Annotated in this window: 22 protein-coding genes and 1 other RNA gene; 20 read left to right on the forward strand and 3 right to left on the reverse strand. The window is 40.8% G+C overall.

Going from position 1 to position 23,573, the window contains the following annotated elements; all coding sequences use genetic code 11:
- Window positions 1–25 precede the first annotated feature (25 nt).
- Entirely contained in the window at window positions 26–1,318 is a 1,293-nt protein-coding gene (eno, locus tag ACFS5O_RS07725) for a phosphopyruvate hydratase (protein WP_066245699.1), read from the forward strand.
- Between the two features lie 134 nt (window positions 1,319–1,452).
- On the opposite strand, the gene ACFS5O_RS07730 is transcribed toward eno, so the two are convergent.
- Complete coding sequence (locus ACFS5O_RS07730; RefSeq protein WP_225218726.1) at window positions 1,453–1,539, reverse strand: putative holin-like toxin; 87 nt, start codon at window positions 1,537–1,539, stop codon at window positions 1,453–1,455.
- 523 nt (window positions 1,540–2,062) lie between these two features.
- Here ACFS5O_RS07730 and ACFS5O_RS07735 point away from each other — a divergent pair.
- From ACFS5O_RS07735 to ACFS5O_RS07795, 13 genes are all read left to right on the forward strand, one after another.
- Entirely contained in the window at window positions 2,063–2,764 is a 702-nt protein-coding gene (locus ACFS5O_RS07735; RefSeq protein WP_205725380.1) for an FHA domain-containing protein, read from the forward strand.
- Between the two features lie 216 nt (window positions 2,765–2,980).
- Window positions 2,981–3,235, forward strand: coding sequence for a hypothetical protein (locus ACFS5O_RS07740; protein WP_205725381.1), 255 nt, complete (start codon window positions 2,981–2,983; stop codon window positions 3,233–3,235).
- A 51-nt stretch (window positions 3,236–3,286) separates the two neighbouring features.
- Entirely contained in the window at window positions 3,287–3,619 is a 333-nt protein-coding gene (locus ACFS5O_RS07745) for a hypothetical protein (protein WP_205725382.1), read from the forward strand.
- Window positions 3,620–3,708: 89 nt separating this feature from the next.
- Window positions 3,709–3,948, forward strand: a complete 240-nt coding sequence (gene secG / locus ACFS5O_RS07750; protein ID WP_066397553.1) for a preprotein translocase subunit SecG — start codon at window positions 3,709–3,711, stop codon at window positions 3,946–3,948.
- 145 nt (window positions 3,949–4,093) lie between these two features.
- Window positions 4,094–4,783: an alpha/beta hydrolase gene (locus ACFS5O_RS07755; protein WP_205725383.1), complete on the forward strand. Its 690-nt coding sequence runs from the start codon at window positions 4,094–4,096 to the stop codon at window positions 4,781–4,783.
- A gap of 12 nt (window positions 4,784–4,795) precedes the next feature.
- A complete protein-coding gene (locus ACFS5O_RS07760) occupies window positions 4,796–5,542 on the forward strand; it encodes an alpha/beta hydrolase (RefSeq protein ID WP_205725384.1) in 747 nt (248 codons plus the stop codon).
- Window positions 5,543–5,600: 58 nt separating this feature from the next.
- Window positions 5,601–7,892, forward strand: coding sequence for a ribonuclease R (rnr, locus tag ACFS5O_RS07765; protein ID WP_205725505.1), 2,292 nt, complete (start codon window positions 5,601–5,603; stop codon window positions 7,890–7,892).
- A 104-nt stretch (window positions 7,893–7,996) separates the two neighbouring features.
- Window positions 7,997–8,464: an SsrA-binding protein SmpB gene (gene smpB, locus ACFS5O_RS07770; protein ID WP_066239234.1), complete on the forward strand. Its 468-nt coding sequence runs from the start codon at window positions 7,997–7,999 to the stop codon at window positions 8,462–8,464.
- A 148-nt stretch (window positions 8,465–8,612) separates the two neighbouring features.
- Window positions 8,613–8,950: a transfer-messenger RNA gene (gene ssrA, locus ACFS5O_RS07775) on the forward strand.
- Between the two features lie 546 nt (window positions 8,951–9,496).
- On the forward strand, window positions 9,497–10,477 hold the full coding sequence (locus ACFS5O_RS07780) for a nuclease-related domain-containing protein (RefSeq protein ID WP_205725385.1): 981 nt from the start codon (window positions 9,497–9,499) through the stop codon (window positions 10,475–10,477).
- A 76-nt stretch (window positions 10,478–10,553) separates the two neighbouring features.
- The gene (locus tag ACFS5O_RS07785) at window positions 10,554–11,615 is read left to right on the forward strand and encodes a M42 family metallopeptidase (RefSeq protein WP_205725386.1); all 1,062 of its coding nucleotides are present in this window, start codon (window positions 10,554–10,556) and stop codon (window positions 11,613–11,615) included.
- Window positions 11,616–11,780: 165 nt separating this feature from the next.
- Window positions 11,781–12,617, forward strand: coding sequence for an undecaprenyl-diphosphate phosphatase (locus ACFS5O_RS07790; RefSeq protein ID WP_144698131.1), 837 nt, complete (start codon window positions 11,781–11,783; stop codon window positions 12,615–12,617).
- A gap of 221 nt (window positions 12,618–12,838) precedes the next feature.
- On the forward strand, window positions 12,839–14,269 hold the full coding sequence (locus ACFS5O_RS07795) for an LVIVD repeat-containing protein (protein ID WP_205725387.1): 1,431 nt from the start codon (window positions 12,839–12,841) through the stop codon (window positions 14,267–14,269).
- 58 nt (window positions 14,270–14,327) lie between these two features.
- Here ACFS5O_RS07795 and ACFS5O_RS07800 read toward each other — a convergent pair whose 3' ends face one another.
- On the reverse strand, window positions 14,328–14,534 hold the full coding sequence (locus ACFS5O_RS07800) for a CsbD family protein (RefSeq protein WP_066397538.1): 207 nt from the start codon (window positions 14,532–14,534) through the stop codon (window positions 14,328–14,330).
- 16 nt (window positions 14,535–14,550) lie between these two features.
- The gene (locus ACFS5O_RS07805) at window positions 14,551–15,081 is read right to left on the reverse strand and encodes a general stress protein (protein ID WP_205725388.1); all 531 of its coding nucleotides are present in this window, start codon (window positions 15,079–15,081) and stop codon (window positions 14,551–14,553) included.
- 218 nt (window positions 15,082–15,299) lie between these two features.
- On the opposite strand from ACFS5O_RS07805, the gene ACFS5O_RS07810 reads away from it, so the two are divergent.
- The 6 genes from ACFS5O_RS07810 to ACFS5O_RS07835 all read left to right on the forward strand — a co-directional run bounded on the left by ACFS5O_RS07810 (window position 15,300) and on the right by ACFS5O_RS07835 (window position 23,415).
- A complete protein-coding gene (locus ACFS5O_RS07810) occupies window positions 15,300–16,523 on the forward strand; it encodes an EAL and HDOD domain-containing protein (protein WP_205725389.1) in 1,224 nt (407 codons plus the stop codon).
- A gap of 110 nt (window positions 16,524–16,633) precedes the next feature.
- Window positions 16,634–17,632 (forward strand): LLM class flavin-dependent oxidoreductase, encoded by a 999-nt coding sequence (locus ACFS5O_RS07815; protein WP_205725390.1) that lies wholly within the window; start codon window positions 16,634–16,636, stop codon window positions 17,630–17,632.
- 109 nt (window positions 17,633–17,741) lie between these two features.
- Complete coding sequence (locus ACFS5O_RS07820) at window positions 17,742–18,755, forward strand: LLM class flavin-dependent oxidoreductase (RefSeq protein ID WP_205725391.1); 1,014 nt, start codon at window positions 17,742–17,744, stop codon at window positions 18,753–18,755.
- A gap of 371 nt (window positions 18,756–19,126) precedes the next feature.
- A complete protein-coding gene (locus tag ACFS5O_RS07825; protein ID WP_205725392.1) occupies window positions 19,127–19,648 on the forward strand; it encodes a DinB family protein in 522 nt (173 codons plus the stop codon).
- Between the two features lie 176 nt (window positions 19,649–19,824).
- On the forward strand, window positions 19,825–20,277 hold the full coding sequence (locus ACFS5O_RS07830) for a MarR family winged helix-turn-helix transcriptional regulator (RefSeq protein WP_205725393.1): 453 nt from the start codon (window positions 19,825–19,827) through the stop codon (window positions 20,275–20,277).
- Window positions 20,278–20,292: 15 nt separating this feature from the next.
- The gene (locus tag ACFS5O_RS07835) at window positions 20,293–23,415 is read left to right on the forward strand and encodes an MMPL family transporter (RefSeq protein ID WP_205725394.1); all 3,123 of its coding nucleotides are present in this window, start codon (window positions 20,293–20,295) and stop codon (window positions 23,413–23,415) included.
- Window positions 23,416–23,573: the final 158 nt, after the last annotated feature.

A 23,573-nucleotide genomic window follows, 5' to 3' on the forward strand; every position in this document is an offset into this window, starting at 1 on the left:
TTTTCTTTTAAAAGGAGAGACAATTATGTCAGCTATTATTGAAATTTATGCGCGCGAAGTTCTAGACTCTCGCGGTAACCCAACAGTTGAAGTAGAAGTTTACACGGAATCAGGTGCATTCGGACGCGCGATCGTTCCATCTGGTGCATCTACTGGTGAATACGAAGCAGTTGAGCTTCGTGATGGTGACAAAGAGCGTTACCTTGGAAAAGGTGTTATGAACGCTGTAAACAACGTAAACGAAAACATCGCTCCAGAACTTATCGGTTTCGACGTTCTTGACCAAGTTGGAATCGACCAAACGTTGATTGAGCTTGATGGTACTGAAAACAAAGGCAAACTAGGCGCTAACGCTATCCTTGGTGTTTCTATGGCTGTTGCACACGCTGCTGCTGATTTCCTAAACGTACCTCTTTACATGTACCTTGGAGGATTCAACTCTAAAACTCTTCCAGTTCCAATGATGAACATCTTAAACGGTGGAGAGCATGCGGATAACAACGTTGACATTCAAGAATTCATGGTTATGCCTGTGGGTGCTGAGAGCTTCCCTGAAGCACTTCGCATGGGTACTGAAATCTTCCACAGCTTAAAAGCAGTTCTTAAAGAAAAAGGATTGAACACTGCTGTAGGTGACGAAGGTGGATTCGCTCCAAACCTTGGTTCAAACGAAGAAGCTCTTCAAACAATCATGGAAGCGATCGAAAAAGCTGGTTACAAGCCAGGTGAAGAAGTTCGCCTTGCAATGGACGTTGCTGCTTCTGAATTGTTCAACAAAGAAGACGGAAAATACCACCTTTCTGGTGAAGGTGTTGTTAAGACTTCTGAAGAGATGGTTGCTTTCTACGAAGATCTTGCTAGCAAATATCCGATCGTTTCAATCGAAGACGGTCTTGACGAGAACGACTGGGATGGCTTCAAGCTATTAACAGAGCGTATCGGTGACCGCGTACAGCTTGTTGGTGACGACTTGTTCGTAACAAACACGACTAAGCTTTCTGAAGGTATCGAAAAAGGAATCGGTAACTCCATCCTTATCAAAGTTAACCAAATCGGTACGTTGACTGAAACATTCGACGCGATCGAAATGGCTAAACGTGCAGGTTACACTGCAGTAATCTCTCACCGTTCAGGTGAATCAGAAGACAGCACAATCGCTGACATCGCTGTAGCGACGAACGCTGGACAAATCAAAACAGGTGCTCCTTCTCGTACGGACCGTGTTGCGAAGTACAACCAACTTCTTCGCATCGAAGACGAGCTAGGCAACCTTGCTGTATACCCAGGAATGAACGCATTCTACAACCTTAAAAAATAATTGGGGTCTGACCCCACACAAAGACAAATTCGCCATTTTGTCTTTGTGAAAAAGACAAGCCCCCGGATCATGCGCCTAAAAGCGCTGATCCGGGGGCTGTCTTCATTTTAATCGGGTTAAGCTAACTCTGCTGCTTATCGAGAGCGATTGTTAGAATGAAGGATAGTAACAATGAGCATTGAGAAACTGATCATGAGCGACATCGTTTCAAAAACAGTCATCTTTGATCCCTCCAATCTTGTTACCTTTAAGATTCGTAAAAGCAGGGTTGTCCTATACCTAAAAAGAGAAAGATAGGTAATAAGGCTTGTCTTTTTTGCTTAAAAGTTATCAGGATTAATTACATATAATGTTTTCATGGGGTTGTGAGCGATTAAAAAGTTTTATGATCGATTCCAGGATTTTGTGAGCGATTCAAAAGTTTTATGAGCGATTCTAGGATTTTGTGAGCGATTCGAGAGTTTTATGAGCGATTCGAGAGTTCTAAGAGCTATTCTAGAATTTTGTGAGCGATTCGAAAGTATTATGAGCGATTCCAAGACTATGAGTGATTCGAGAACTTCACGACCTTCTCAGAATCTCAATGTCACTGCAATCTCAAGAGCGTTCCAAGTTTTTAACTCACTAAATATCTACCCCAGCTCTTACGAATTTCTCACAAAACCTCATAATCCTTCTATTTTTAATGAAAATCATTTAAAATGCATATAACAAGTACTTGCTTGATGTACGGGGGAATTTTTGATGAATGATAGTTTATACATACGCATTGAAGCTGGGGATCCTTATGACACAGGGAGCCTTATGCCATTGAAACCTGAAGGAGAAGCACTCGTCTTCGGACGCTCTTCTCAAACGAACGAAACAGATGTGTCATTTATTAGCCCTTATGTATCTAGAAAGCATGCAGAGATTTACATGCAAGACGGGCAAACTTTTATTCGAGATCTAGACTCAAAGCACGGAACGGCGCTCAATAATCAGTTGCTCGAGCCACATATGCCAAAACAGCTGCAATCTGGAGATGTGATCAGCTTGGCGAAGGGAGTTATCCTTTTAACCTACCTGAACACTCAAGAAGATCAATCGGACCTTACGATGGAATTCACTTCACCCATACAACCTGCAGAAACACAGATCACGAGTGGGTTGCACATCATTCCTGAACGACGCCAGATCTCGATTGATGGCGAGCCATTATTTCTGTCAGGAAAACATACAGACCTACTTGTCTTTTTGTATCGTAAAAAGAATCAGGCTGTCAGCAGTGACGAAATAAAGATTCAAATATGGCCAGAGAGAATGGTCGCTGGTTCGAACGACATCCCTGACGTTGGAAACGATGAGATCAATGCACTTGTCTACCGTCTCAGAAAGAAGCTTGGTCCATACGGAGATTCGATCGTTACCGTTCCTCGTTATGGATACATGCTGCAGATTAACTAAATAAGAATTCCAAGAGCCTGTTAGAACACAATCGTTCTAACAGCTTTTTTTATTATAAAAAACACAATCTAATTATCTGAAACTTATCATTTTCGTATGAGGAAAGAGTCATGATAAATCCATTTTAGACTAGACAAAAAGAGAGTAAATTAAACAAAAGGAAAAAACTCCTTTTTAACTTAGTTGTTTCTTTCAAATAGGTGTGGTGAAGAAGTAATGAGGGTAGAGGAAACTAGACGGGATCGAAGAGGAAGATCATTTCGGTTTCGATTAATCCGAGCATTTATCATTCTATTATTTACGATTCTATATATTCGAACCTATGACCTACAGATTACAAATGGTGAAAAAGCTCGTTTGAAATCTGAGACTTATGAAGATGTTGTGATCAAAAAATCCATTTTCAATGATAACTACTACTCGTCAAAAAAAGACACACCACTAGAAACAGACATAAAACATAACAAGTAACAGTAAAATGAAAATGGGGGATGTCCCCATTATTACGAAGAGGGGATGTTTATGATGCAACCACTTAAACAAGAATCTTCGGATGGTGCAGAAAACAAACTGGAAAAATTGAATCCGATCAGCTTTATTGGAAAAGTGAAAGAAACCAATGGCCAAGTATTTACCATCTCTCATAAAAAAACATTGATGAAAGTAAAACTGGACGCTCAAACAGAGCTGCTCGATGGTGATAAGACGCTAGACATCGCACCAGACGAAGCCGTGCAGCCAGGAGCTACCGTGCAAGTAGTAGGGATGTTGAACAAAAGACTGAATGTCATTAGAGCGGTTCGCCTCTATATTTTTCATAAAGAATTTGATATCAACTATTCAGGAACAAATTAATGAAGGTTCTGAAAAAAGCTTTGCCTCGTCCCTTCAAGTTATGGTACATTTAGGGTAATGTAACGTGGAACGGTGGAGGTGTAACATACATGCTAACAGCAGCAAAAATCCTTCTTATTTTAGTATCAGTCGCATTAATCGTTGTCGTTGTTCTTCAATCAGGTCGTTCGGCAGGATTATCAGGTGCGATTACAGGTGGAGCTGAACAGCTTTTTGGAAAACAAAAAGCACGTGGAATCGACGCATTGCTAAGTAAGTTAACGATCATTCTTGCAGTGTTGTTCTTCATTCTAACGATATCAGTAGCATACTTTATTCCGATGAACTAAAGAACCGTCAAAAACAACAAGTGGTGAATGCCGCTTGTTGTTTTTTTTAGTCTATAGAAACGCCGCATAACCTTTATGAGAGTGGAATGTGATATGATTTGTTACGAGGATAAAAGGGTAACCTATAGACAAAAAAGGTGGTAGCATGATCGGTTGTCTTTGTTTGCATGGGTTCACAGGAGGACCTTATGAGATCGAGCCAATTACAGAATATCTTGAGCAACATACAGATTGGTTGTTATCTGTGCCCACATATCCTGGTCACGGAACTGAGCTCTCATTAAGAGGTAGAACACATACAGAATGGCTTCAAGAAGCTGAAAGTGCCTATTTGGAGCTACGTGAAAAAGTTGAACAGATCTATATTGTCGGCTTCTCAATGGGCGGCATGATCGCGGGTTATCTTGCTTCCAAATATGGGTGCGACAAATTGATTCTGTTGAACGCAAGCGCCTACTATCTTAACCCCGCACAGATGATTAAAGATGTTGCCAATATGATGGTCTCTGGGCTTAACGGTCAACTAAGAGATCATGAATTATATAAAAGGTATCGAAAAAAGTTCCTTGATACACCTTTCAGTGCGACGAGAGAATTTCAGAAGCTTGTAAGGTTGATCAAACCTGAATTTTCACAAGTCTCAGCGCCAACTTTGATCGTTCAAGGGGAATGTGACGGACTTGTTCCGAGAAGAAGTGCAGAATATTTGTACAAAGCAATAGCAGCATCTAACAAACGTCTTTGTTATTTTAAAGAATCAAAGCACATGATCTGTCATGATGTAGAGAAAGAAGAACTAATTCAAGAAGTTTATCAATTTTTAACGAATGAATAGGAGAGAGACAACATGAAAATCGCAGCACCAAAACCGTTTTTCTTTGAAGGAGGAAAGCGGGCAGTCTTAATGCTACACGGGTTCACGGGCAGTTCAGCCGATGTACGAATGATGGGGAGATTTCTGCAAAAGAAAGGCTATACATGTCACGCTCCTCAGTATAAAGGACATGCCGTTCCTCCTGAAGAATTAGTACACACAGGACCCAAAGACTGGTGGGAAGATGTGATTGGCGGCTACAATCATCTAAAAGAAAAAGGCTACGACGAGATTGCCGTGTGTGGTCTTTCGTTAGGTGGAGTGTTCTCATTAAAACTGGCCACAGAACATCCTGTAAAAGCTGTAATTCCAATGTGCGCACCCATGTCCATCAAGAGTGAAGAAGTGATGTATAAAGGGGTTTGTGCGTACGCTGAAGAATATAAAAAGCGTGAACAGAAAACACCAGAACAGATAGAGCAAGAGATGGAAGAATTCAAAAAAACACCGATGAATACGTTAAAAGCTCTTCAAGATCTTATTCAAAGTGTAAGAAAATCAGTAGATCTCGTATACGCACCTACGTTTGTTGTGCAGGCTAGAAATGATGAAATGATTAACACGGATTCTGCAAATATTATTTATAATGAAGTAGAAAGTGAAACGAAAGATTTAAAGTGGTATGAAAACTCATCACATGTAATTACATTAGACAAGGAAAAAGAAAAGCTGCATGAAGATGTATATGCTTTCTTAGAAGACCTAGATTGGTCAGAATAGAACCTTTTTTCCTTAAAAAGGAGGTCAGTTTTTGGATAAACTGCAAATACTCCAGCTCATGAAAGAATCGGAAAAACCGATGACAGTCACAGAGATTGAAGAAGCTCTTCAACTTCCTGACGCTGAAGCTTTCAAGAAACTGGTTTTAACACTTAACGAATTAGAAGATGAAGGATCTGTCGTCCGAACACGTACGAACCGTTATGGATTGCCTGAAAAGATGAGCCTAATTAAAGGCCGCGTTCAAGGGCATGCAAAAGGCTTTGCGTTCCTTATCCCGGAAGACTCTGAACAAAAAGATGTGTATATCTCACAATCTGATATGAATGGTGCGATGAGTGGCGACACGGTCCTCGTACGCTTAAATCAAACCTCTTCAGGATCACGCCCAGAGGGTACGATCATTCGTATTTTAGAACGAGGCGTAACAGAGGTCGTTGGAACGTTCCAAGAAAGCCGTAAATTCGGTTTTGTTGTTGCTGATGATAAACGGATCCCGAATGACATCTTTATTCCTGCAGACGGCGTTAACGGCGCTGTAGAAGGACATAAGGTTCTAGTGAAAATCACAAAATACCCTGAGGGCAGAAACAGTGCCGAAGGAGAGATCATTCACATCATCGGACACAAGAATGATCCAGGTGTAGATATCATCTCTGTTATCTTTAAACATGGACTGCCAAGAGAGTTTCCGGTTGAGGCACTTGAGCAAGCTCATAATACGCCAGATGAGATCGATCCAAAAGATATTGAAGGACGTCGCGATCTTCGTAACGAAACCATCGTAACGATTGATGGAGCGGACGCGAAAGACTTGGATGATGCGGTTCATGTGATCAAGCTTCCGAATGGCCATTATAAGCTTGGCGTACATATCGCAGATGTGACACACTATGTAACCGAAGATTCTCCCATTGATAAAGAAGCGCAAGAGCGTGGTACGAGTGTGTACTTAGTCGATCGTGTCATCCCGATGATTCCACATCGTCTATCAAACGGGATCTGTTCCTTGAACCCGAAAGTAGACCGCTTGACGATCTCTTGTGAGATGGAGATCAACCATGATGGTGAAGTCATCAAACACGAAATCTTCCCAAGTGTAATCAAAACAACAGAACGAATGACGTATACAGATGTTCGTAAAATTTTGCAGGATGAAGACGAAGCGGTTAACAAGAAATACGAGTCACTCATCCCTTTCTTTCAATTAATGGGAGAGCTTGCGGAAATTCTACGCAAAAAACGCTTTGCACGTGGTGCGATTGATTTTGATTTCTCAGAAGCAAAAGTACTTGTTGACGAGAACAGCGATCCACAAGATGTTGTTCTACGTGAACGTTCTGTTGCTGAAAAATTGATCGAAGAATTTATGCTATGTGCCAACGAAACTGTTGCTCAACATTTTCATGAGCTCGAGCTTCCGTTCATGTACCGAATCCATGAAGATCCGGATGAAGGCAAATTAGAGCGTTTCTTAGAGTTTATCGGTATGTTTGGATATGCGTTAAAAGGAACCGCGAGCGACATTCACCCCCGCAGCCTTCAACAGCTTTTGGAGACGGTAAAAGGCGAGCCAGAGGAAATGGTGATTAGCAAAATCATGCTTCGGTCCATGAAGCAAGCGAAGTACGATCATATGTCACTTGGTCACTACGGATTAGCGACAGAATTCTATACGCATTTCACGTCACCGATCCGTCGTTACCCAGACTTAATCGTGCATCGCCTCATCCGTACGTATCTGTTTAAAAAAGACACAGGACCAAAAACTGTCAGTCATTGGAAAGCAGAACTTCCTGGAATTGCTAAGCATTCATCAGCGATGGAACGCCGTGCTGTTGATGCAGAACGTGAGACGGATGAACTGAAAAAATCACAGTTCATGCTCGATAAGATCGGGGAAGAGTTTGATGGCGTGATAAGCTCTGTTACAAACTTTGGATTGTTCGTTGAACTTCCAAATACGATTGAAGGTCTCGTACATGTTAGCTACCTAACAGACGACTACTACCGATTTGATGAGAAATTTATGGCGATGATCGGAGAGCGAACAGGCAACGTGTTCCGAATCGGTGATGAGATTTCCATTCGTGTTGCGAACGTGAATGTAGATGAGCGCGCGATCGATTTTGAAATCGTCGGAATGAAAGGAACACCTCGTAAACGTTTCAAAGATCGTCAAAAAGTCATCGATATTGGAGATACACCAAAACGCGGACGAGGAAGAAGAAGCAAGAACCGCACGAGTGAATCAGAGCGTTCAAGCGGCCCTCAGGATTCAAAGAAAGGGAAGAAGAAACCTTTCTACAAACCAGTAGCTAAGAAAAAAGGCAAGAAAAAGAAGAAATAAGGAGCATGTTCAGTCAAGGTTCACCTTCGGTGGTGAACCTTGACGTTATTTGACCATATTGCTATAATTAAACTTCACTTGCTGTGGGGAGGATTGAGTTTTACATGCCAAAAGGAGAAGGGAAAGTCGTCGCACAGAATAAGAAAGCGCGGCACGATTACCACGTCGAAGAAACATTTGAAGCAGGAATTGTCCTTCAGGGCACGGAGATCAAATCCATTCGCGCAGGCAGGGCAAATTTAAAGGATTCTTTCGCACGTGTGCAAAATGGCGAGTTGTTTCTACACAACATGCACATCAGCACATACGAGCAAGGAAACCGGTACAACCATGATCCACTTCGTACGCGCAAGCTGCTTTTACACCGCAAAGAGATCAACAAGCTATTAGGTGCAACAAAAGAACAAGGATATTCCATCGTTCCTTTGAAAATGTATTTGAAGAATGGTTTTGCGAAGCTTTTGATCGGACTGGCAAAAGGTAAAAAGCATTACGACAAGCGTGACGATCTGAAGAAAAAGGATGCAAAGCGAGAGATCGAACGTGCATTCCGAGATCGCCAAAAAGCTTAATTGGTTCCTTTTACAGGATGTTACAATTGAGACGATGAAGCAAAAATGTTATACTGAGTACACAAGTGAATAGAAGCGATTGAGCTTTTATCTCTTTCCGAGGTTCGGCGGAATTAATTTTCTGCTTACCATTTTATAATGGGGACGTTACGGATTCGACAGGGGTAGTTTGAGCTTAAGTTGCGAGTCGAGGGGGTCGGCCTCGTTAAAACGCCACAGCCAATAACTGGCAAACAAAACAACAACTTAGCTTTAGCTGCGTAATAGCACTTTAGCTGTTCCTCCCTCCATCGCCCATGTGGTAGGGTAAGGGACTCACTCTTAGTGGGCTACGCTGGTTGTCCTCCGCCTGAGGACGAAGGAAGAGAATAATCAGGCTAGCGGTCCAGGCGCCTGTCGGCTGGCAGACGGATCCGCGAAACGCGAATAAACCGACTACACTCGTAGAAGCTTAAGTGCCAATATCTTTGGACGTGGGTTCGATTAATAATTAGTCGCCTTATGTGGTAACACATAAGTGATAATTCGGCTTTATCGGTGAAACCTAACCAACGTTTATCGTTGCAAGGCAATGCCGAGCGGTATGTGGAGCAATCCAACAGCCGTGTATCGACTTATAGGCTGCCATTCTTGGTAGTACTAGGATACGAAATTCTGCTTGGACTCAAGTAAATTTATATTTCGTATAATACGCCGAAGGACCTGATTCTTCAGGTTCAAGATATAGTCAGTGCCATGACGAAAGCATGGAATAACATGTCCCACCGTCTCCACCATACATAGGTGGATAACAGGACTCACCATCAGGGTGAGTCCTTTTTTGTATGCTAAATTTGGGCAAATGTCGATATAATTTGATTTTCGCCGATATATTTGAATTCTTGCCGATATAATGCAAAAGTTGCCGATAAAATACTTATTCTTGCCGATATATTAAAAAAGTTGTCGATATCTAATTTCTTTAAAGGATTTTGCTACCAGACAAAAGAACTAAAGAACTATTAATAATATAAATACGAAAGGAGTACAATTTTGATCGTTAAAAAACGAATAAAGCCGTTGAAGTTATTTAAGTTTGAGGCACTATTTAGACGACTTGATCTTGATCATCCCAAAAGACAAATTGCTTCTGAAACATATGCAAAAAGTTTGGCTGGATATCGTGGTGAGCGTTCATTAGATTTTCCGCTAAGTTTTTTACCCGAACAGAAGTACCATGTACTCCATGACCTTCGTCTTTATGATGGTTCACATTACTTCCAGATTGATTGCCTTCTGTTATCCTCAAATCTCATAATTATCATCGAAGTGAAGAACATAACTGGAACACTTATTTTTGACTCAACATTTAACCAGTTGATCAGGATCAATGATAATAAGGATGAACGAGCGTTCAGCAGTCCAATCATTCAAGTAAATAGACATGTAGAGCAACTTCAAAAGTGGCTTAAGCTTCAAAAGTTCCCCGCGATGCCTATAGAGCCGCTTGTAATCATAGGAAATGATAAATCCGTAATTAAGTCCACTGAAAAAGGTAAATCACAAACCCTCTCCCAATTCGTATTACCCTACTATGTTTTGCCTGATAAAATAAAAGAACTTGAGGTCAGGCACACAACTTATCTCCTTACAAAGGAATCTCAACATACTCTTTCTAAACAACTCCAAATACAACATCATCCACTAAAGTTCAATATTCTTCAGCATTTTCAAATCTCAGAAAGTGATTTGATAAAAGGTATACAGTGTACGAACTGTAAATTTTATAGCATGCACAGAACGTTTGGAACATGGGCTTGTGATAGATGTATGACGACTTCCAAGAAGGCTCATATGCAAGCCTTACGTGACTATTACTTGTTAATAGGAACCACTATAAATAATCGGCAAATGAATGATTTCCTCCAAATCTGTTCACCTCATATAACGAAACACCTTTTAAATTCATTATGTTCTATAACAATTGGAACTAATAAAGGCAGAAAATATGTCCTATCCTTCGCTTTTGAATAATTTTATTTTCCTTCTAAAAAAGAACGTATTCAAACCGTATATTTTCCCCATCCTATAAAATAGGAAGGTGAGAAATATGGACTTATTAAAAGAGTTAACAGAAACAAATGGTGCTCCTGGTTTTGAAAAAGCGATTCGAGAGATTATGAAACGCGAGATCAGCAAAACAGGTGCCGCATTAATGAACGACCATATTGGTAGTGTATTCGGTGAAAAACATGGATCTACGAATGACGGTCCTAAAATACTTCTTGCAGGTCACATGGACGAAGTCGGATTTATGGTCAGTGAGATTACAGAACAAGGTTATTTGCGCTTCGTTCCATTAGGAGGCTGGTGGTCACAAGTTCTCCTCGCACAACGCGTACATGTACAGACGAAAAGTAAAACGTTCACCGGTGTCGTGGGCTCTAAGGCACCTCATATCTTAACGCCAGATGAACGAAACCGTGTTTATCCGATGAAAGAGATGTTTATAGATATTGGTGCAAAAGATAAAGACCAAGTGAAGGAATGGGGGATCAGAGTAGGAGATCCGATCCTTCCAATATGCCCATTTGAACTGATGCCTGACGGTGATACGATTCTTGCCAAGGCACTCGATAATCGTGCTGGCTGTTATACGGCACTTCAGGTTCTAGAGCAGTTACAAAACATCAATCATCCAAACACCGTCTATTGTGGCGCGACTGTTCAAGAAGAAGTAGGACTCAGGGGAGCGATTACGGCACCTGCGATCATGGAGCCAGATGTGGCAATCGCACTCGATGTAGGCGTTGCAGAAGATGGTCCTGGTGGGAATGCGAACAAAGCGAAGCTCGGAAAAGGGCCGCTGATTACATTCCTTGACTCGTCCATGATCCCGCATACCGGTTTTCGCGACTTAATCATCGAGGTTGCAGAGAAACATAACATACCGTATCAAGTAGACGTGATGCTTGGCGGAGGAACAGATGCAGGTAAGTTCCACCTTTTCAAAAAAGGAATTCCAAGCCTTGTTGTTGGAGTTGCGGCCCGGTACATCCACAGTCATACATCCATGATCAGTAAAAGCGACTTAGAAAATAGCACAAAGCTTCTTATAGAATTGGTGAAAGTTTTGGATAAAGAAAAACTTCATTCGCTCCTGGATTACTAAACACTACTTAAAACCTCGTTGGATTTCATTCCAACGGGGTTTCTCACTTTTTCGCAATATGTTACAGTGTTATAAAAAGTTTTACATCATTCTTTGCTAATCATCGAAAAACGTCTATTATATAGAGATGAGAGTATAAGTTGTTAAAGGAGATCAGTTATTTTTATGGACATCCTATTGTTGTTAAAAGCCCTTATTCTAGGGTTAGTAGAAGGTTTGACGGAGTTTGCTCCTGTTTCATCTACGGGACATATGATTCTTGTTGATGACATGTGGTTAAAATCACAAGACTTTTTAGGGAAATATCCAGCGAATACTTTTAAAGTTGTGATCCAGCTTGGTTCGATCTTAGCGGTAGTTGTTGTTTTCAGACAACGATTCATCGATATGCTGGGACTTAGCCGAAACAAAGCAACAAATGAAATTACGGGGAGCCGTTTAAAATTAACTCAAGTCATCGTAGGTCTTTTACCGGCAGGTGTTCTTGGCTTGTTGTTCGAAGATTATATTGATGAGTACCTTTTCACGACGAACACGGTTCTTATTGGACTGGCGATTGGTGCGTTCCTTATGATTTTTGCCGATCGATTTGCTGCTAAAAATCAAAATCCTGTTATTGATACAGTAGATAAGATTACGTACAAGCAAGCTTTCTCTATCGGATTGATTCAGTGTTTATCCCTGTGGCCAGGATTTTCACGTTCTGGTGCTACGATTTCAGGTGGTGTCCTTCTAGGGCTTAGTCACCGTGCTGCAGCTGATTTTACATTCATTATGGCTGTTCCGATCATGGCAGGTGCGAGTGGTATCTCCCTATTAAAGAACTTAGAGTATTTTAGTATGGATGCTATGCCGTTCTTTATTGTTGGATTTATCAGTGCGTTTGTATTCGCTATGTTATCGATCCGCTTCTTCTTAAACATTATCGAAAAAGTTAAGCTAACGCCATTTGCGATCTATCGCTTAGTGCTAGTAGCTGTTATCTTTTTTGTGATCATGTAAAGTAAATTTAACCCTGAACGTTCGGCAGAATTAAATGCCAATGAGTTCAGGGTTTTCTTTATGCTTATAGCATTTAGCAGGATGATAGTCCCGTTGTTAAATGAAAAAAGTACGCAATTTTTCACATTTTAAATTTGGAATATTTAGTCTATTTACCACTTCCTTCTTAAGCTTGACTCCTTTAATGTAGGAACTATTAAGATGGAGGTGGCTATAGGGATATGAACAAATTTGCATCAAAAATTTTATTGAGTACACTTGCGCTTTCCATAGCAGGTGGAGGAATTGCTTTAGCTTGTGAGAATGGGCAAAAAAGCTACATTGAAGCTGGTGAATCTACGTTTGGTGGAATTCCAAAAGTAGAAGGATCAAAGAATTTTGAGCACCTTAAAGAGGTGGCAGCTGTTCCACTAAAAGATTTAAAAGGAAAACCTGCTACAACTGCAGATGTATATGCGTACAAAGGATATGCATATCTTGGTACACACCGTGGTCAGATGACAAATGAGGGAGTAAGGATTTTTGATATGAAGGATCCTGCAAATCCTAAAGAAGTTGCCGTTCTTGCGAATGATATTCCTGGCACATGGCAGGAAAAAGTAATCGTTCAATCTGTAAGTACTCCTTCATTTAAAGGTGATTTAGCTGCTGTAAGCGTTCAGCGCGTAGATAAAGAGCGGTATGGTTACGAGGGGGAAACCTCTGAAAATGGTGGAGTTGTGCTTTACGATGTCACAAATCCGAAAGAGCCAAAAAAGCTAGGATTTTGGAAAACGCCTTCTAATCTTCCTACCGGGACGCATGAACATTGGTTGACAGAACAGAACAACAAAGTCTTACTTTTAGCTACTAATTATCAAGCTCATCGCTATAAAGACAAAGGGGTTGACGTTCATGACTTTTCAATCGTTGATGTGACTAACCCAAGTAAACCGAAAGAACTTTCAAACTGGGATCCAACTGAAGTAGGCGGTAGTTTTAATGGTGACTATCAATTTGAAGATGAGACAGGTGCTCAGCGTACGGCATTTTTACATAGTGTCATCACGGATGAGACAGGTAAATATGCATATCTCTCTTATTGGGATCTTGGTACGATTATCTTAAATATTGAAGATCCTGCAAATCCTAAATTTGTAGGGAGAACAAAATTTGAACGTGATGTTCAAGGAGCTGCACATTCAGCTGCACTAGCTCATGGCGGAAATATCTTGATTGAAACGAGAGAAGTTTTTAATCCGGATCCTCATGACCCAGGATTTGAAAGAGGCTGGGGATATGTTCGTGTATACGATATAAAGGATAAGAGCAATCCTGTTCTATTAAGTACGTTTAGAACGTTAAACTCTATGGTGCAGATTAAAGCAGGAGAGCGCAAACCTGGAACATATACGGTTCATGATCCAAAAGTAAGAGGAAATACACTCTATCTTTCTCATTATTCTGATGGTATCCGTATGGTCGACCTTACGGATCCAGCAAATCCAGTTGAAGTAGGTTCATACGTGTCAGATAAGGCTAACGTATGGGGTGTTTTCGTAGATCGAAACTATATTTTAGCATCCGATATGGGACAAGGATTAAAAGTTTTGCAGAAGAAAGCGGATTCGAATTTAAATAAGATGAACTTACAATCTTTTCTAATTAGATAAGATAAGACCACAAAACAACCCCCACTAAATACTGATTTAGTGGGGGTTGTACTATTTTTTAATATTGCTCCATTCTGCTATACCAATCGTCGTATTCACGCTCAGCTTCTTCACGTTTCCTGCCATGTCTTTCTTGAATCTTTCCTATCATCTTTTCACGGTCACCTTGTGCTTGATCGTAATCATCATCTGTCAGGTTGCCCCATTGTTTCTTCGCTTCACCCTTAAGCTGCTTCCATTTGCCTTCCATTGTATCGTTTTTCATATTGAATCATCCTCCTTTAATATTTGTTGGAATATGAATCTTCATAACGATGTGCGTTTGTGGAACGGTACGTACGGAATGTATCATTAGCTTGTCTATGTCGGCTTATTTCATTCGCATCAACGAGAACGAGAATGTCCCCAGCTTCAACAGATTGTTCGTATTCTTTCGCTTCATTTTCAGGTATTCCTAATCCTACAAGAGCACCAACAATTCCGCCGGCGCCAGCTCCTACCGCGGCTCCACCGAGTGCTGCAGCAATCGGTCCTGCGGCTACAATGGGTCCGATTCCTGGAATAGCGAGTGCACCTGCACCTAGTAATAATCCACCGAGTCCACCAAGAATGCCACCTGTAGCCATTCCCGTAGCAGCCCCTTCAGGAGCTTTTGAACCGGTTTCTTCCTGAATGTGTTTTACTTCTTTTTTGTCTTTTGCGATCACTGAGATTTCGTCGTCACTATAACCTTGGTTTCTCAGTTCTTTTATTGCATCGATCGCATCATCTTCTGAACGGAAAACGCCAACCACTTTACCATGAGTATCCATCGATTTCCTCCTTTTTGTAGAAGATTAGTACGTAGTTTGTGTTCCCACTGGCTAGGGAGATAAAACATGAACTTGCAGGTTCGACAAAAGTATACACGAAAAAGACAACGTGTATTTGGAAGTAATTAACATGAAAACACGTATTGTACTTGTTTACAATTTATGGTTTGATGTCTATATAAAGGAAAAATGATTACTCAATGTAAATGGGGATTGAAATGGATATTTTTATTGGCAGACAACCGATCTTAGATAAAGAAGAGAACGTTGTTGCTTATGAACTTTTATATAGAAACAGTGAGAATAATAGGTATGATGGTTTGGATCATGATAGTGCCACGATCGATGTGATGGTGAACAGTTTTGCTGGAATCGGAATTAAAGAAGTCGGGGAACGAAAGAAATGTTTTATAAACTTTACGGAGAATCTGCTGTTAGATAGAATTCCTACATATATATCTCCTCAATATATTGTTGTTGAGATCTTAGAGGATGTTCGTTTAACGGACGAAGTGCTTGAGGTTTGTAAAGAATTGAAGAATAAAGGTTATATCATCGCTCTGGATGATGTTTCCGTAAACCGGAACTTAGAAAGAGTACTGCCTTACATCGATATCATTAAAGTAGATTATTTATTAATGGACGTAAAAGAGATGAAGGTCATGATTGACACCTACCGCGAACAGATTACATTTTTAGCAGAAAAGATAGAAACGCGGGAGCAGTTTGAAGAAGCCAAGGAGCTTGGATTTGAGTATTTTCAAGGATATTTCTTCAGCAGACCTGTTATATTGCAAGGAAAAGACATCGCTCCTCTTCCGACGAACTACCTTCTGCTTCTAGAAAAATTGAATGATTCAGATCCAGACATTCAAGAGATCAGCAATTTGATTCAACGAGATCTTTCACTTTCGTATAAACTCTTGAAAGTGATGAACTCTGGTACTTACTTTTTTAAAAGTAAGATTACAACGATCAAACAAGCTGTCGTCTTAGTCGGACTATACGAGATAAAGAAGCTCGTCATGATTCTGATGATGTCTAGCTTGAATAGAGATGATCATCAGTTAGAGATTGTCAAGATGAGTCTTACTCGCGCCTTCTTTTTTGAACGCATCGCAAAATTCGTTGGTGTATCCAAAAACCATCTTTACATGTTTGGGATGTTTTCTCTGATCGACACGTTGCTGAGTAAAGATATGAAAGATGTAATCGCTGATCTTCCGATAACGAATGAACTAGCTGAGGCTCTTCTAGGCAACAAGGAACCCTATAATCTCGCATTAAAAATTGTACAAGGCTTAGAGAGAGGCTCATGGCTGGAAATTCAGTCGATATGTGGTCCGATTCAGCTGACGGAAGCTGAACTCTATACGCATTACCGAGCAAGTACATTATCTGCTGATCAGTTTGTAAAAACAGATGCAGAAATCAAAGTCTAGCTTTATAGATGACAAGAACCTCATGTGGGGTTCTTTTTTTGATAATCCTCAACAAAGTAAAGAATGAGACTTTAGCGTAAAATACAAACATGTAAAGAAGGAGGTAGGCGATGAAATTAAGCATACTTGATCAATCCCCAATCTCATCCGGTAACAGTGCGCAGGATGCTCTTCAAGCTTCTATGCAACTGGCAAGAGAGGGAGAAAAGCTCGGATATACCCGTTATTGGATCGCAGAACATCATAACTTCAGCGGCTTATCTTGTTCAGCACCAGAAGTGATGCTGAGCTATATTGGGGCAAACACAAAAAAGATTCGACTCGGCGCAGGTGCTGTGCTTTTACCGCATTATAAACCTTACAGAGTTGCGGAAACCTATAACATGCTTGCTACACTTTTTCCAGATAGAATTGATCTTGGTATCGGTCGTGCTCCTGGAGGATCTGCAGAAGTGTCGATCGCTCTTTCGGACAATTATCTGGAGAATGTTCGAAAAGTTCCAGAGTCAATACAACAACTGCTTCATTTTCTGCGTAACGACTTTCCTACTGACGATATGTTTTCTAAGATTCAGGCTGCTCCAGTTCCTGAAATCTCGCCCGTTCCATGGATTCTTGGAACCAGCCAAAAAAGTGCTGATTTAGCTTCAAAATATGGAACAGCCTATGCATTCGGTCATTTTATGAGTGAAAAATTAGGACCTGAGATTGTAGCTTCTTATCAAAAAACGTTTCAATCGAATCCCTCATTACAAACAGCGAAAACGATTGTTGCTGTGTCTGTGATCTGTGCAGAGACAACAGAACGCGCAGAGGAGCTCGCATTATCAGGCATTCTTTGGAGAAAACAGAATGCTTCTGGTGAAGGAAATGGTGTTCCGTCCATAGAAGAAGCTCACCAGTGTTTTTCAATAGAAGAGAGAGAACAACTCTTAACGGAAGCTAAAAGAAAAATGATTATTGGCAACCCACAAGAGGTAATGAAAGAACTATATAGACTTCAAGAAACGTATAAAGCTGATGAAATAATGATTGTGACGATCACTCACTCTTATGAAGCCCGATTGAAGTCATATGAGTTAGTAGCCAATCAGGTATTCTCAACATAAGGAAGTAAGCAGTTTTTTTTATTAAAGAAAGCAAACTTGTTATACTAGTAACGAATTATTAAAATATAGTAGCTAATTTTTTGTTGCTTTAAATAAGGAGGACGTTACGATGTCCAATAAAAAAAGTCTAAGTGATATAAAATGGTCAGTCCTTGACCTTGCACCTGTCGTTGAGGGCGGAACGGTAACTGAATCATTTCAGAACACGTTAGATCTTGCTCAGCATGCTGAAAAATGGGGATACAACCGTTATTGGCTGGCTGAGCATCATAACATGCCTGGAATCGCGAGCTCTGCCACTTCGGTCGTGATCGGACATGTGGCGGGTGGTACGTCTAAAATTCGGGTTGGCTCTGGTGGGATCATGCTTCCGAATCACGCACCTCTCGTGATTGCTGAACAATTTGGTACGCTTGATGCCCTGTATCCAGGAAGAATTGACCTCGGACTCGGCCGAGCACCAGGAACGGACCAGGTAACAGCACAAGCACTTCGCCGTGATCTCGGCAACATGGGTGATGATTTTCCGTATCAGCTAGATGAGCTGCGAACGTATCTTGATCCAGAACGAGCAGAATCGCCTATGAAAGTAAGAGCGGTTCCTGGAGAAGGTCAAGATATTCCAATCTGGCTTTTAGGTTCAAGCGGCTTTAGTGCACGATTGGCAGGTAGAGAAGGACTTCCGTTTGCATTCGCGAGTCATTTTTCGCCAGACAACACGATTCCTGCTCTAGAGTTATACCGTAATACGTTCACCCCATCAGAAGTACTTGAGCAACCATATGCGATGGTGGGAGCAAACGTGGTTGTAGCAGATACAGATGAGGAAGCAGCACAAATCGCTACTTCTCTTCAGCAGCAGTTCGTTAACTTAGTGCGTGGAAACCCAACGAAGTTGAAGCCACCGGTTGCGAGCATGGACGGCATCTGGAGTCCGTATGAAAAAGCGGCACTCGATCAGCAGTTACGTACATCCTTTATCGGCAGTCCAGAAACGGTCAAAGCAAAGCTTCAAGCGTTCTTGGACGAAACACAGGCAGATGAGATCATCGTGAATGGCCAGATCTACGATCATGCTGCAAGATTACGTTCATTTGAATTGTTATCTGAAATCGTAAAATAGAATGAATGACGGTTAGCGTACTCCTGAGGGGAGTGCGCTTTTTTGTTGGGGTATTTGAGCTACCGAGCTTGTCGAAGTTTGTAGACTCGCAGATAACTTTTGGATTGAGATGCAAAACTCGTGGATAAAACCGCAAAATTTTTGGATTCTAGGGCAAATCTTGTGGATAAAATTATAAAAAATTTTGGATTGAGTCCTTCAAATACCTCTTTAAGTATACTTTGCTCGTTGCAAAAGCTATTGCGTAGGAATGTGGCTCAGCCTCATTGCTCACTTTCTAATAAAAAGAACATTTGTTTGTATTTTTTGAAGGGTTTATGCACTCCGTTAACGAAATTAGTACCTTAAAAAACAAACTGGAGGTATGAAGGATGGAAAAATCGCTACAGCTTCACCAATTCAACACGTGGGCTAATGAAAGGGTATTTGAGAAACTAAAAGAACTTCCAACCGAAATGTATAGGAAAGAGGTAGAAAGTGTTTTTCCTACGATCGCTAATGTTCTGGTTCACATGTATCAAGTCGATTATGTATGGCTAAAGGTACTAAAAGGGGAAACATTTGAAGCTATTTTTAACTCCGTTAAACAGCTACACGAAGAATTGAATGCTGCAGATCTACAAAATATGCAGAAGAAGTTCGAAGCTATGTCTAATGACTACGAGAATTTCATCAAAGGAAAAGAAGATTTATCCGCTGATATCACTGTTCATCATCCACATTTCGGAACACTACATTCAACATATGCAGATCTCGTTCAGCACATCGTGAATCATGGCACGTATCACCGAGGTCATCTATCGGCGATCGTCAATCAGCTGGGCTATAAAGGTGCATCGATCGATTATATTTTTTATCTTTATTCACTACAAGAAAAAAAGCAAACCTCATAAGAATGATGATGAAGGCATATCTAAAGAGATATGTCTTTTTTGTTACGTTTAAACAGATCTCTGTAAAAGTTATAGAAGAGTAATTGACAAGCTACTTGTCCACCATGTAATCTAAATCTGGAAATAGATAGTTCAATGATTGAACAGTTAAAAAAATGAACCAATAGGAGGTTAGTATGCCACAACTATCCATTAAAGAACTCGTTGATCGTTATATCGATCTCACATTTGCTGTTCATAAAAAAGGGGAATCCCTTGTAAAAGAACAGCTACAGAGTGAGCTCTCAAATGATCAATTTTATACATTGAAGTACATCTACAAGACAGAGAACTGCACATCAACCGAACTAGCGAAAGTATTTGATGTGAAGAAAAGTGCCATTACAGCTGTGATCACAAAATTGTGGGATCAAGACTTGATCGAGAGAACGAGAGATCAAAACGATCGCCGCGTCGTTTACCTTACATTAACGGAAACGGGACTTGAATTATATAAAAAAACCGAAGAGAGAATCTATAACTTAGTAGAGTCCATCATTACTCAGTTTGAAGAGCAGGAGATCAAACAGTTTATTGACACGTACGAAAAGGTCAACAACATCTTAACAGCACTTCAAGAAAAACAATAAGCGGGGGGAGAAATCGTGCGGTTTATTTTAAAACAAAAATGGCTGGTGCTTATTGCATGGATTGCTATAGTTGCCGTTCTTATGTTCTCGGCACCTAATATGGCAGAGCTCGTACGAGAAAAAGGACAAGTCGATGTGCCAGATGGCTATTCATCGTCATTAGCTTCAGATATTATGAGCGATGTTCAGGAACAAGAAGGCGGTGGAGATGAGTCTTCGGTAGCACTGGTCTTTACAGATGAAAAAGGACTAAGTGCTGCAGATAAAAAAGAAGTTGAGCGTGCGATCCGTCAACTTGAAAAGAATAAAGAAGAGCTAGGAATCACGGAGATTCTGACTCACTTTAATGAAAAAAGTCTTGAGAAGCAGTTAGTCTCTGAAGATGGGAACTCTATCTTAACGTCTATAAAAGTAGCTTGGAATGATCGAGAGCCAAGTGAAGTGAATGAAGCTCTATATAAAACGATCGAAGACAACAAAGTTGATCACTATTATACAAGCAATTGGATGATCAACGAAGATCTTGTAAAGAGTTCTGAAGAGGGTCTTAAGAAAACAGAAGGCATTACGGTTGTTTTCATTCTAGGTGTCTTGCTTTTAGTATTCAGATCTGTTGTTGCGCCACTCATTCCATTGCTAACCGTTGGTGTGACGTACCTTGCTTCACAATCCATCGTGGCGATGTTAGTCGATTCGTTCGACTTTCCGATCTCCAATTACACGCAGATCTTTCTAGTCGCTGTATTGTTCGGAATTGGAACCGATTATTGTATTCTTTTATTAAGTCGATATAAAGAAGAATTGACGCTCACAGAAAGTAAAATAGAAGCGATCATCGCGACATATCGTCAGGCGGGGCGTACCGTTTTCTTTAGCGGTTTGGCGGTCATGATCGGATTCGCTGCAATCGGGTTTTCTCAGTTTATTCTTTATCAATCAGCAGCGGCTGTTGCGGTTGGGGTAGGTATTCTTTTAGTTGCTCTGTTCACGATCGTTCCTTTCTTCATGATGGTCTTAGGTCAGAAAATCTTTTGGCCATCTAAGAAAAAGGCGGAGCATGGCGAAAGCAAGCTGTGGGCAATTGCAGGAAACTTTTCATTAAAGCGTCCGTTGTTGTCACTCATACTCGTTGCGATCATTTGCGTACCGTTTCTTGTAACGTATGATGGCAAACTATCATTCAACTCATTAGAAGAAATCTCGGGAGATGTTTCTTCGATCCAAGCGTTTAATGTGATTGAAAAAAGCTTTGGAGCGGGAGAGTCGATGCCAACAAACATCGTTATAAAAAATGATGAACAGATGGACTCGACTTCATATATGGAGCTTGCTGAAAAGATTAGCCAAGAACTTGAAAAAGTTAACCATGTTGATGCAGTAAGATCTGTTTCCAGACCTACAGGGGAACCGGTTGAAGATTTCTTTGTCTATAAGCAGGCAGAAAACTTAGGCGATGGCCTTGGCGATGGAAAAGAAGGGATCAATAAAATCAGCAGTGGGTTAATGGAAGCGAGTGGAGAGTTATCAAAATCTGAGCCTCAGCTGACTAGTGCGACTGATGGTATTCAGCAGCTTATCGACGGTACGAGTGCTACTCAATCTGGTTTGACCGAGATTCAAAAGAATTTGGTGAAAATAGAAGATGGAATTCGAAAAGGAACGATGGGAGCAGCTGATGCACAAAAGGGATTGCAACAGATAAAAGCTAAACAACAAGAGCTGCTTTCTGGTTATCAAAAGATTCAGCAGGGTTATGAACAAGCGGGATTTAATCTATCAACGATCCAATCAAACTACGTAAAACTAGGGCAAGGATTAGGAAGCTTAAATACCGCTTTAGCATCAATTACAGATCAAGACTTTCAAGCGTTGGAAAATCGTTATGAGATTGCAGATGACGATGCTGAGTATCAGAAGATCAAGAACACAGTGAAAGCTACTCAAAACCAACTGCCTGTTATCAAAGGTCAACTAGACCAATTAAACGGTGGATTGAATCAAGTTTCATCAGGTGTTCAACAAGCCAATGGTAAATTCAAAGAGATAAACGGCTACCAACAAGGTATAATCGGCGGGCTTCAGCAAGTGATCGATGGAACAGATCAACTTCAGTCAGGTCTAGGTCAACTTGCTGACGGCCAAGGTCAGATCGTTGATAATGTACCTAAGCTAACAAACGGCTTAAACGGTATCAATAATGGCCAACAGGAACTGTTAAAAGGATTTGAAGATCTTGGTGGTCAGTTCAGTCAGTTAACGTCTGGTCTGGATCAGAGTGCTGATGGTTTGAATCAAGTGTCTGATGGTCTCGGTTCTGCTCAAAATTATTTGAACAACCTAGCCGAAACAAAGGATAAAAGTGCTTTTTATATGCCGGAAGAAGTCCTTCAAAGTAAGGATTTTGAACAGGCACTGGATGCGTATCTATCAAAAGATCGTAAAACGATGACGATGGATGTTGTGTTTGGGATCAATCCTTATTCAAACGAGTCTATTGATGAAGTAGACGAGATAAAAGATGCGATCAATCGAGTAACGAAAGGAACGGAGTTAGAGAACGCGAAAGTGGCCGTTGGGGGAATCACGAGTTCAAATGCTGACTTGCAGACGGTTTCTAGTAATGATTTTTCAAGAACTGTTCTACTCATGTTAGTAGGAATCTCAATTATTCTTGTATTTTTGTTCCGTTCTCTGATCATGCCAGTTTACTTAATCGGTTCACTCATTTTAACGTACTACACGTCAATGGGGATCAATGAATTCATCTATGTAAATCTATTAGGCTACACAGGAATCAGCTGGGCTGTTCCGTTTTTTGGATTCGTAATCCTCGTCGCGTTAGGCGTTGATTACAGCATCTTCTTAATGGACCGATTTAATGAGTACAAAGATCTTACAGTTGCAGATGCGATGCTTCTTGCTATGAAAAAAATGGGGACGGTTATCATTTCGGCCGTTATCATATTAGGTGGAACGTTTGCTGCGATGATGCCTTCGGGAATGCTTTCCCTATTGCAGATCGCGTCCATCATCTTAGTAGGGTTGCTTCTATACGCATTTGTCGTATTACCATTACTCATCCCGGTTCTTGTTAAAAACTTTGGAGAAGCAAACTGGTGGCCGTATAAACGAAGCTAAGCAATAAAAAAAGATGGTTTTAAAGTGCTGTAAGTATAGACACTTTAAACCATCTTTTTTTTCTATAGAATGTGGGTACTTTGAAAGTATTTGATTTCCGTTACAGATGCTCGCTTTCCGCGGGGCAGGCGGTGAGCCACATTCGTACGTTCCACGTA

This window comes from Fictibacillus nanhaiensis, from assembly GCF_042686385.1.
GTDB lineage: Bacteria > Bacillota > Bacilli > Bacillales > Fictibacillaceae > Fictibacillus > Fictibacillus nanhaiensis.

Coding starts and splice junctions, on each gene's coding strand:
- smpB (WP_066239234.1), top strand. CDS start 7,997: ATGCCAAAAGGAGAAGGGAAAGTCGTCGCACAGAATAAGAAAGCGCGG.
- ACFS5O_RS07755 (WP_205725383.1), top strand. CDS start 4,094: ATGATCGGTTGTCTTTGTTTGCATGGGTTCACAGGAGGACCTTATGAG.
- secG (WP_066397553.1), top strand. CDS start 3,709: ATGCTAACAGCAGCAAAAATCCTTCTTATTTTAGTATCAGTCGCATTA.
- ACFS5O_RS07815 (WP_205725390.1), top strand. CDS start 16,634: ATGAAATTAAGCATACTTGATCAATCCCCAATCTCATCCGGTAACAGT.
- ACFS5O_RS07785 (WP_205725386.1), top strand. CDS start 10,554: ATGGACTTATTAAAAGAGTTAACAGAAACAAATGGTGCTCCTGGTTTT.
- ACFS5O_RS07820 (WP_205725391.1), top strand. CDS start 17,742: ATGTCCAATAAAAAAAGTCTAAGTGATATAAAATGGTCAGTCCTTGAC.
- ACFS5O_RS07795 (WP_205725387.1), top strand. CDS start 12,839: ATGAACAAATTTGCATCAAAAATTTTATTGAGTACACTTGCGCTTTCC.
- ACFS5O_RS07805 (WP_205725388.1), bottom strand. CDS start 15,081: ATGGATACTCATGGTAAAGTGGTTGGCGTTTTCCGTTCAGAAGATGAT.
- ACFS5O_RS07745 (WP_205725382.1), top strand. CDS start 3,287: ATGATGCAACCACTTAAACAAGAATCTTCGGATGGTGCAGAAAACAAA.
- ACFS5O_RS07740 (WP_205725381.1), top strand. CDS start 2,981: ATGAGGGTAGAGGAAACTAGACGGGATCGAAGAGGAAGATCATTTCGG.
- ACFS5O_RS07830 (WP_205725393.1), top strand. CDS start 19,825: ATGCCACAACTATCCATTAAAGAACTCGTTGATCGTTATATCGATCTC.
- ACFS5O_RS07810 (WP_205725389.1), top strand. CDS start 15,300: ATGGATATTTTTATTGGCAGACAACCGATCTTAGATAAAGAAGAGAAC.
- eno (WP_066245699.1), top strand. CDS start 26: ATGTCAGCTATTATTGAAATTTATGCGCGCGAAGTTCTAGACTCTCGC.
- ACFS5O_RS07735 (WP_205725380.1), top strand. CDS start 2,063: ATGAATGATAGTTTATACATACGCATTGAAGCTGGGGATCCTTATGAC.
- ACFS5O_RS07790 (WP_144698131.1), top strand. CDS start 11,781: ATGGACATCCTATTGTTGTTAAAAGCCCTTATTCTAGGGTTAGTAGAA.
- ACFS5O_RS07825 (WP_205725392.1), top strand. CDS start 19,127: ATGGAAAAATCGCTACAGCTTCACCAATTCAACACGTGGGCTAATGAA.
- rnr (WP_205725505.1), top strand. CDS start 5,601: ATGAAAGAATCGGAAAAACCGATGACAGTCACAGAGATTGAAGAAGCT.
- ACFS5O_RS07800 (WP_066397538.1), bottom strand. CDS start 14,534: ATGAAAAACGATACAATGGAAGGCAAATGGAAGCAGCTTAAGGGTGAA.
- ACFS5O_RS07760 (WP_205725384.1), top strand. CDS start 4,796: ATGAAAATCGCAGCACCAAAACCGTTTTTCTTTGAAGGAGGAAAGCGG.
- ACFS5O_RS07730 (WP_225218726.1), bottom strand. CDS start 1,539: ATGACTGTTTTTGAAACGATGTCGCTCATGATCAGTTTCTCAATGCTC.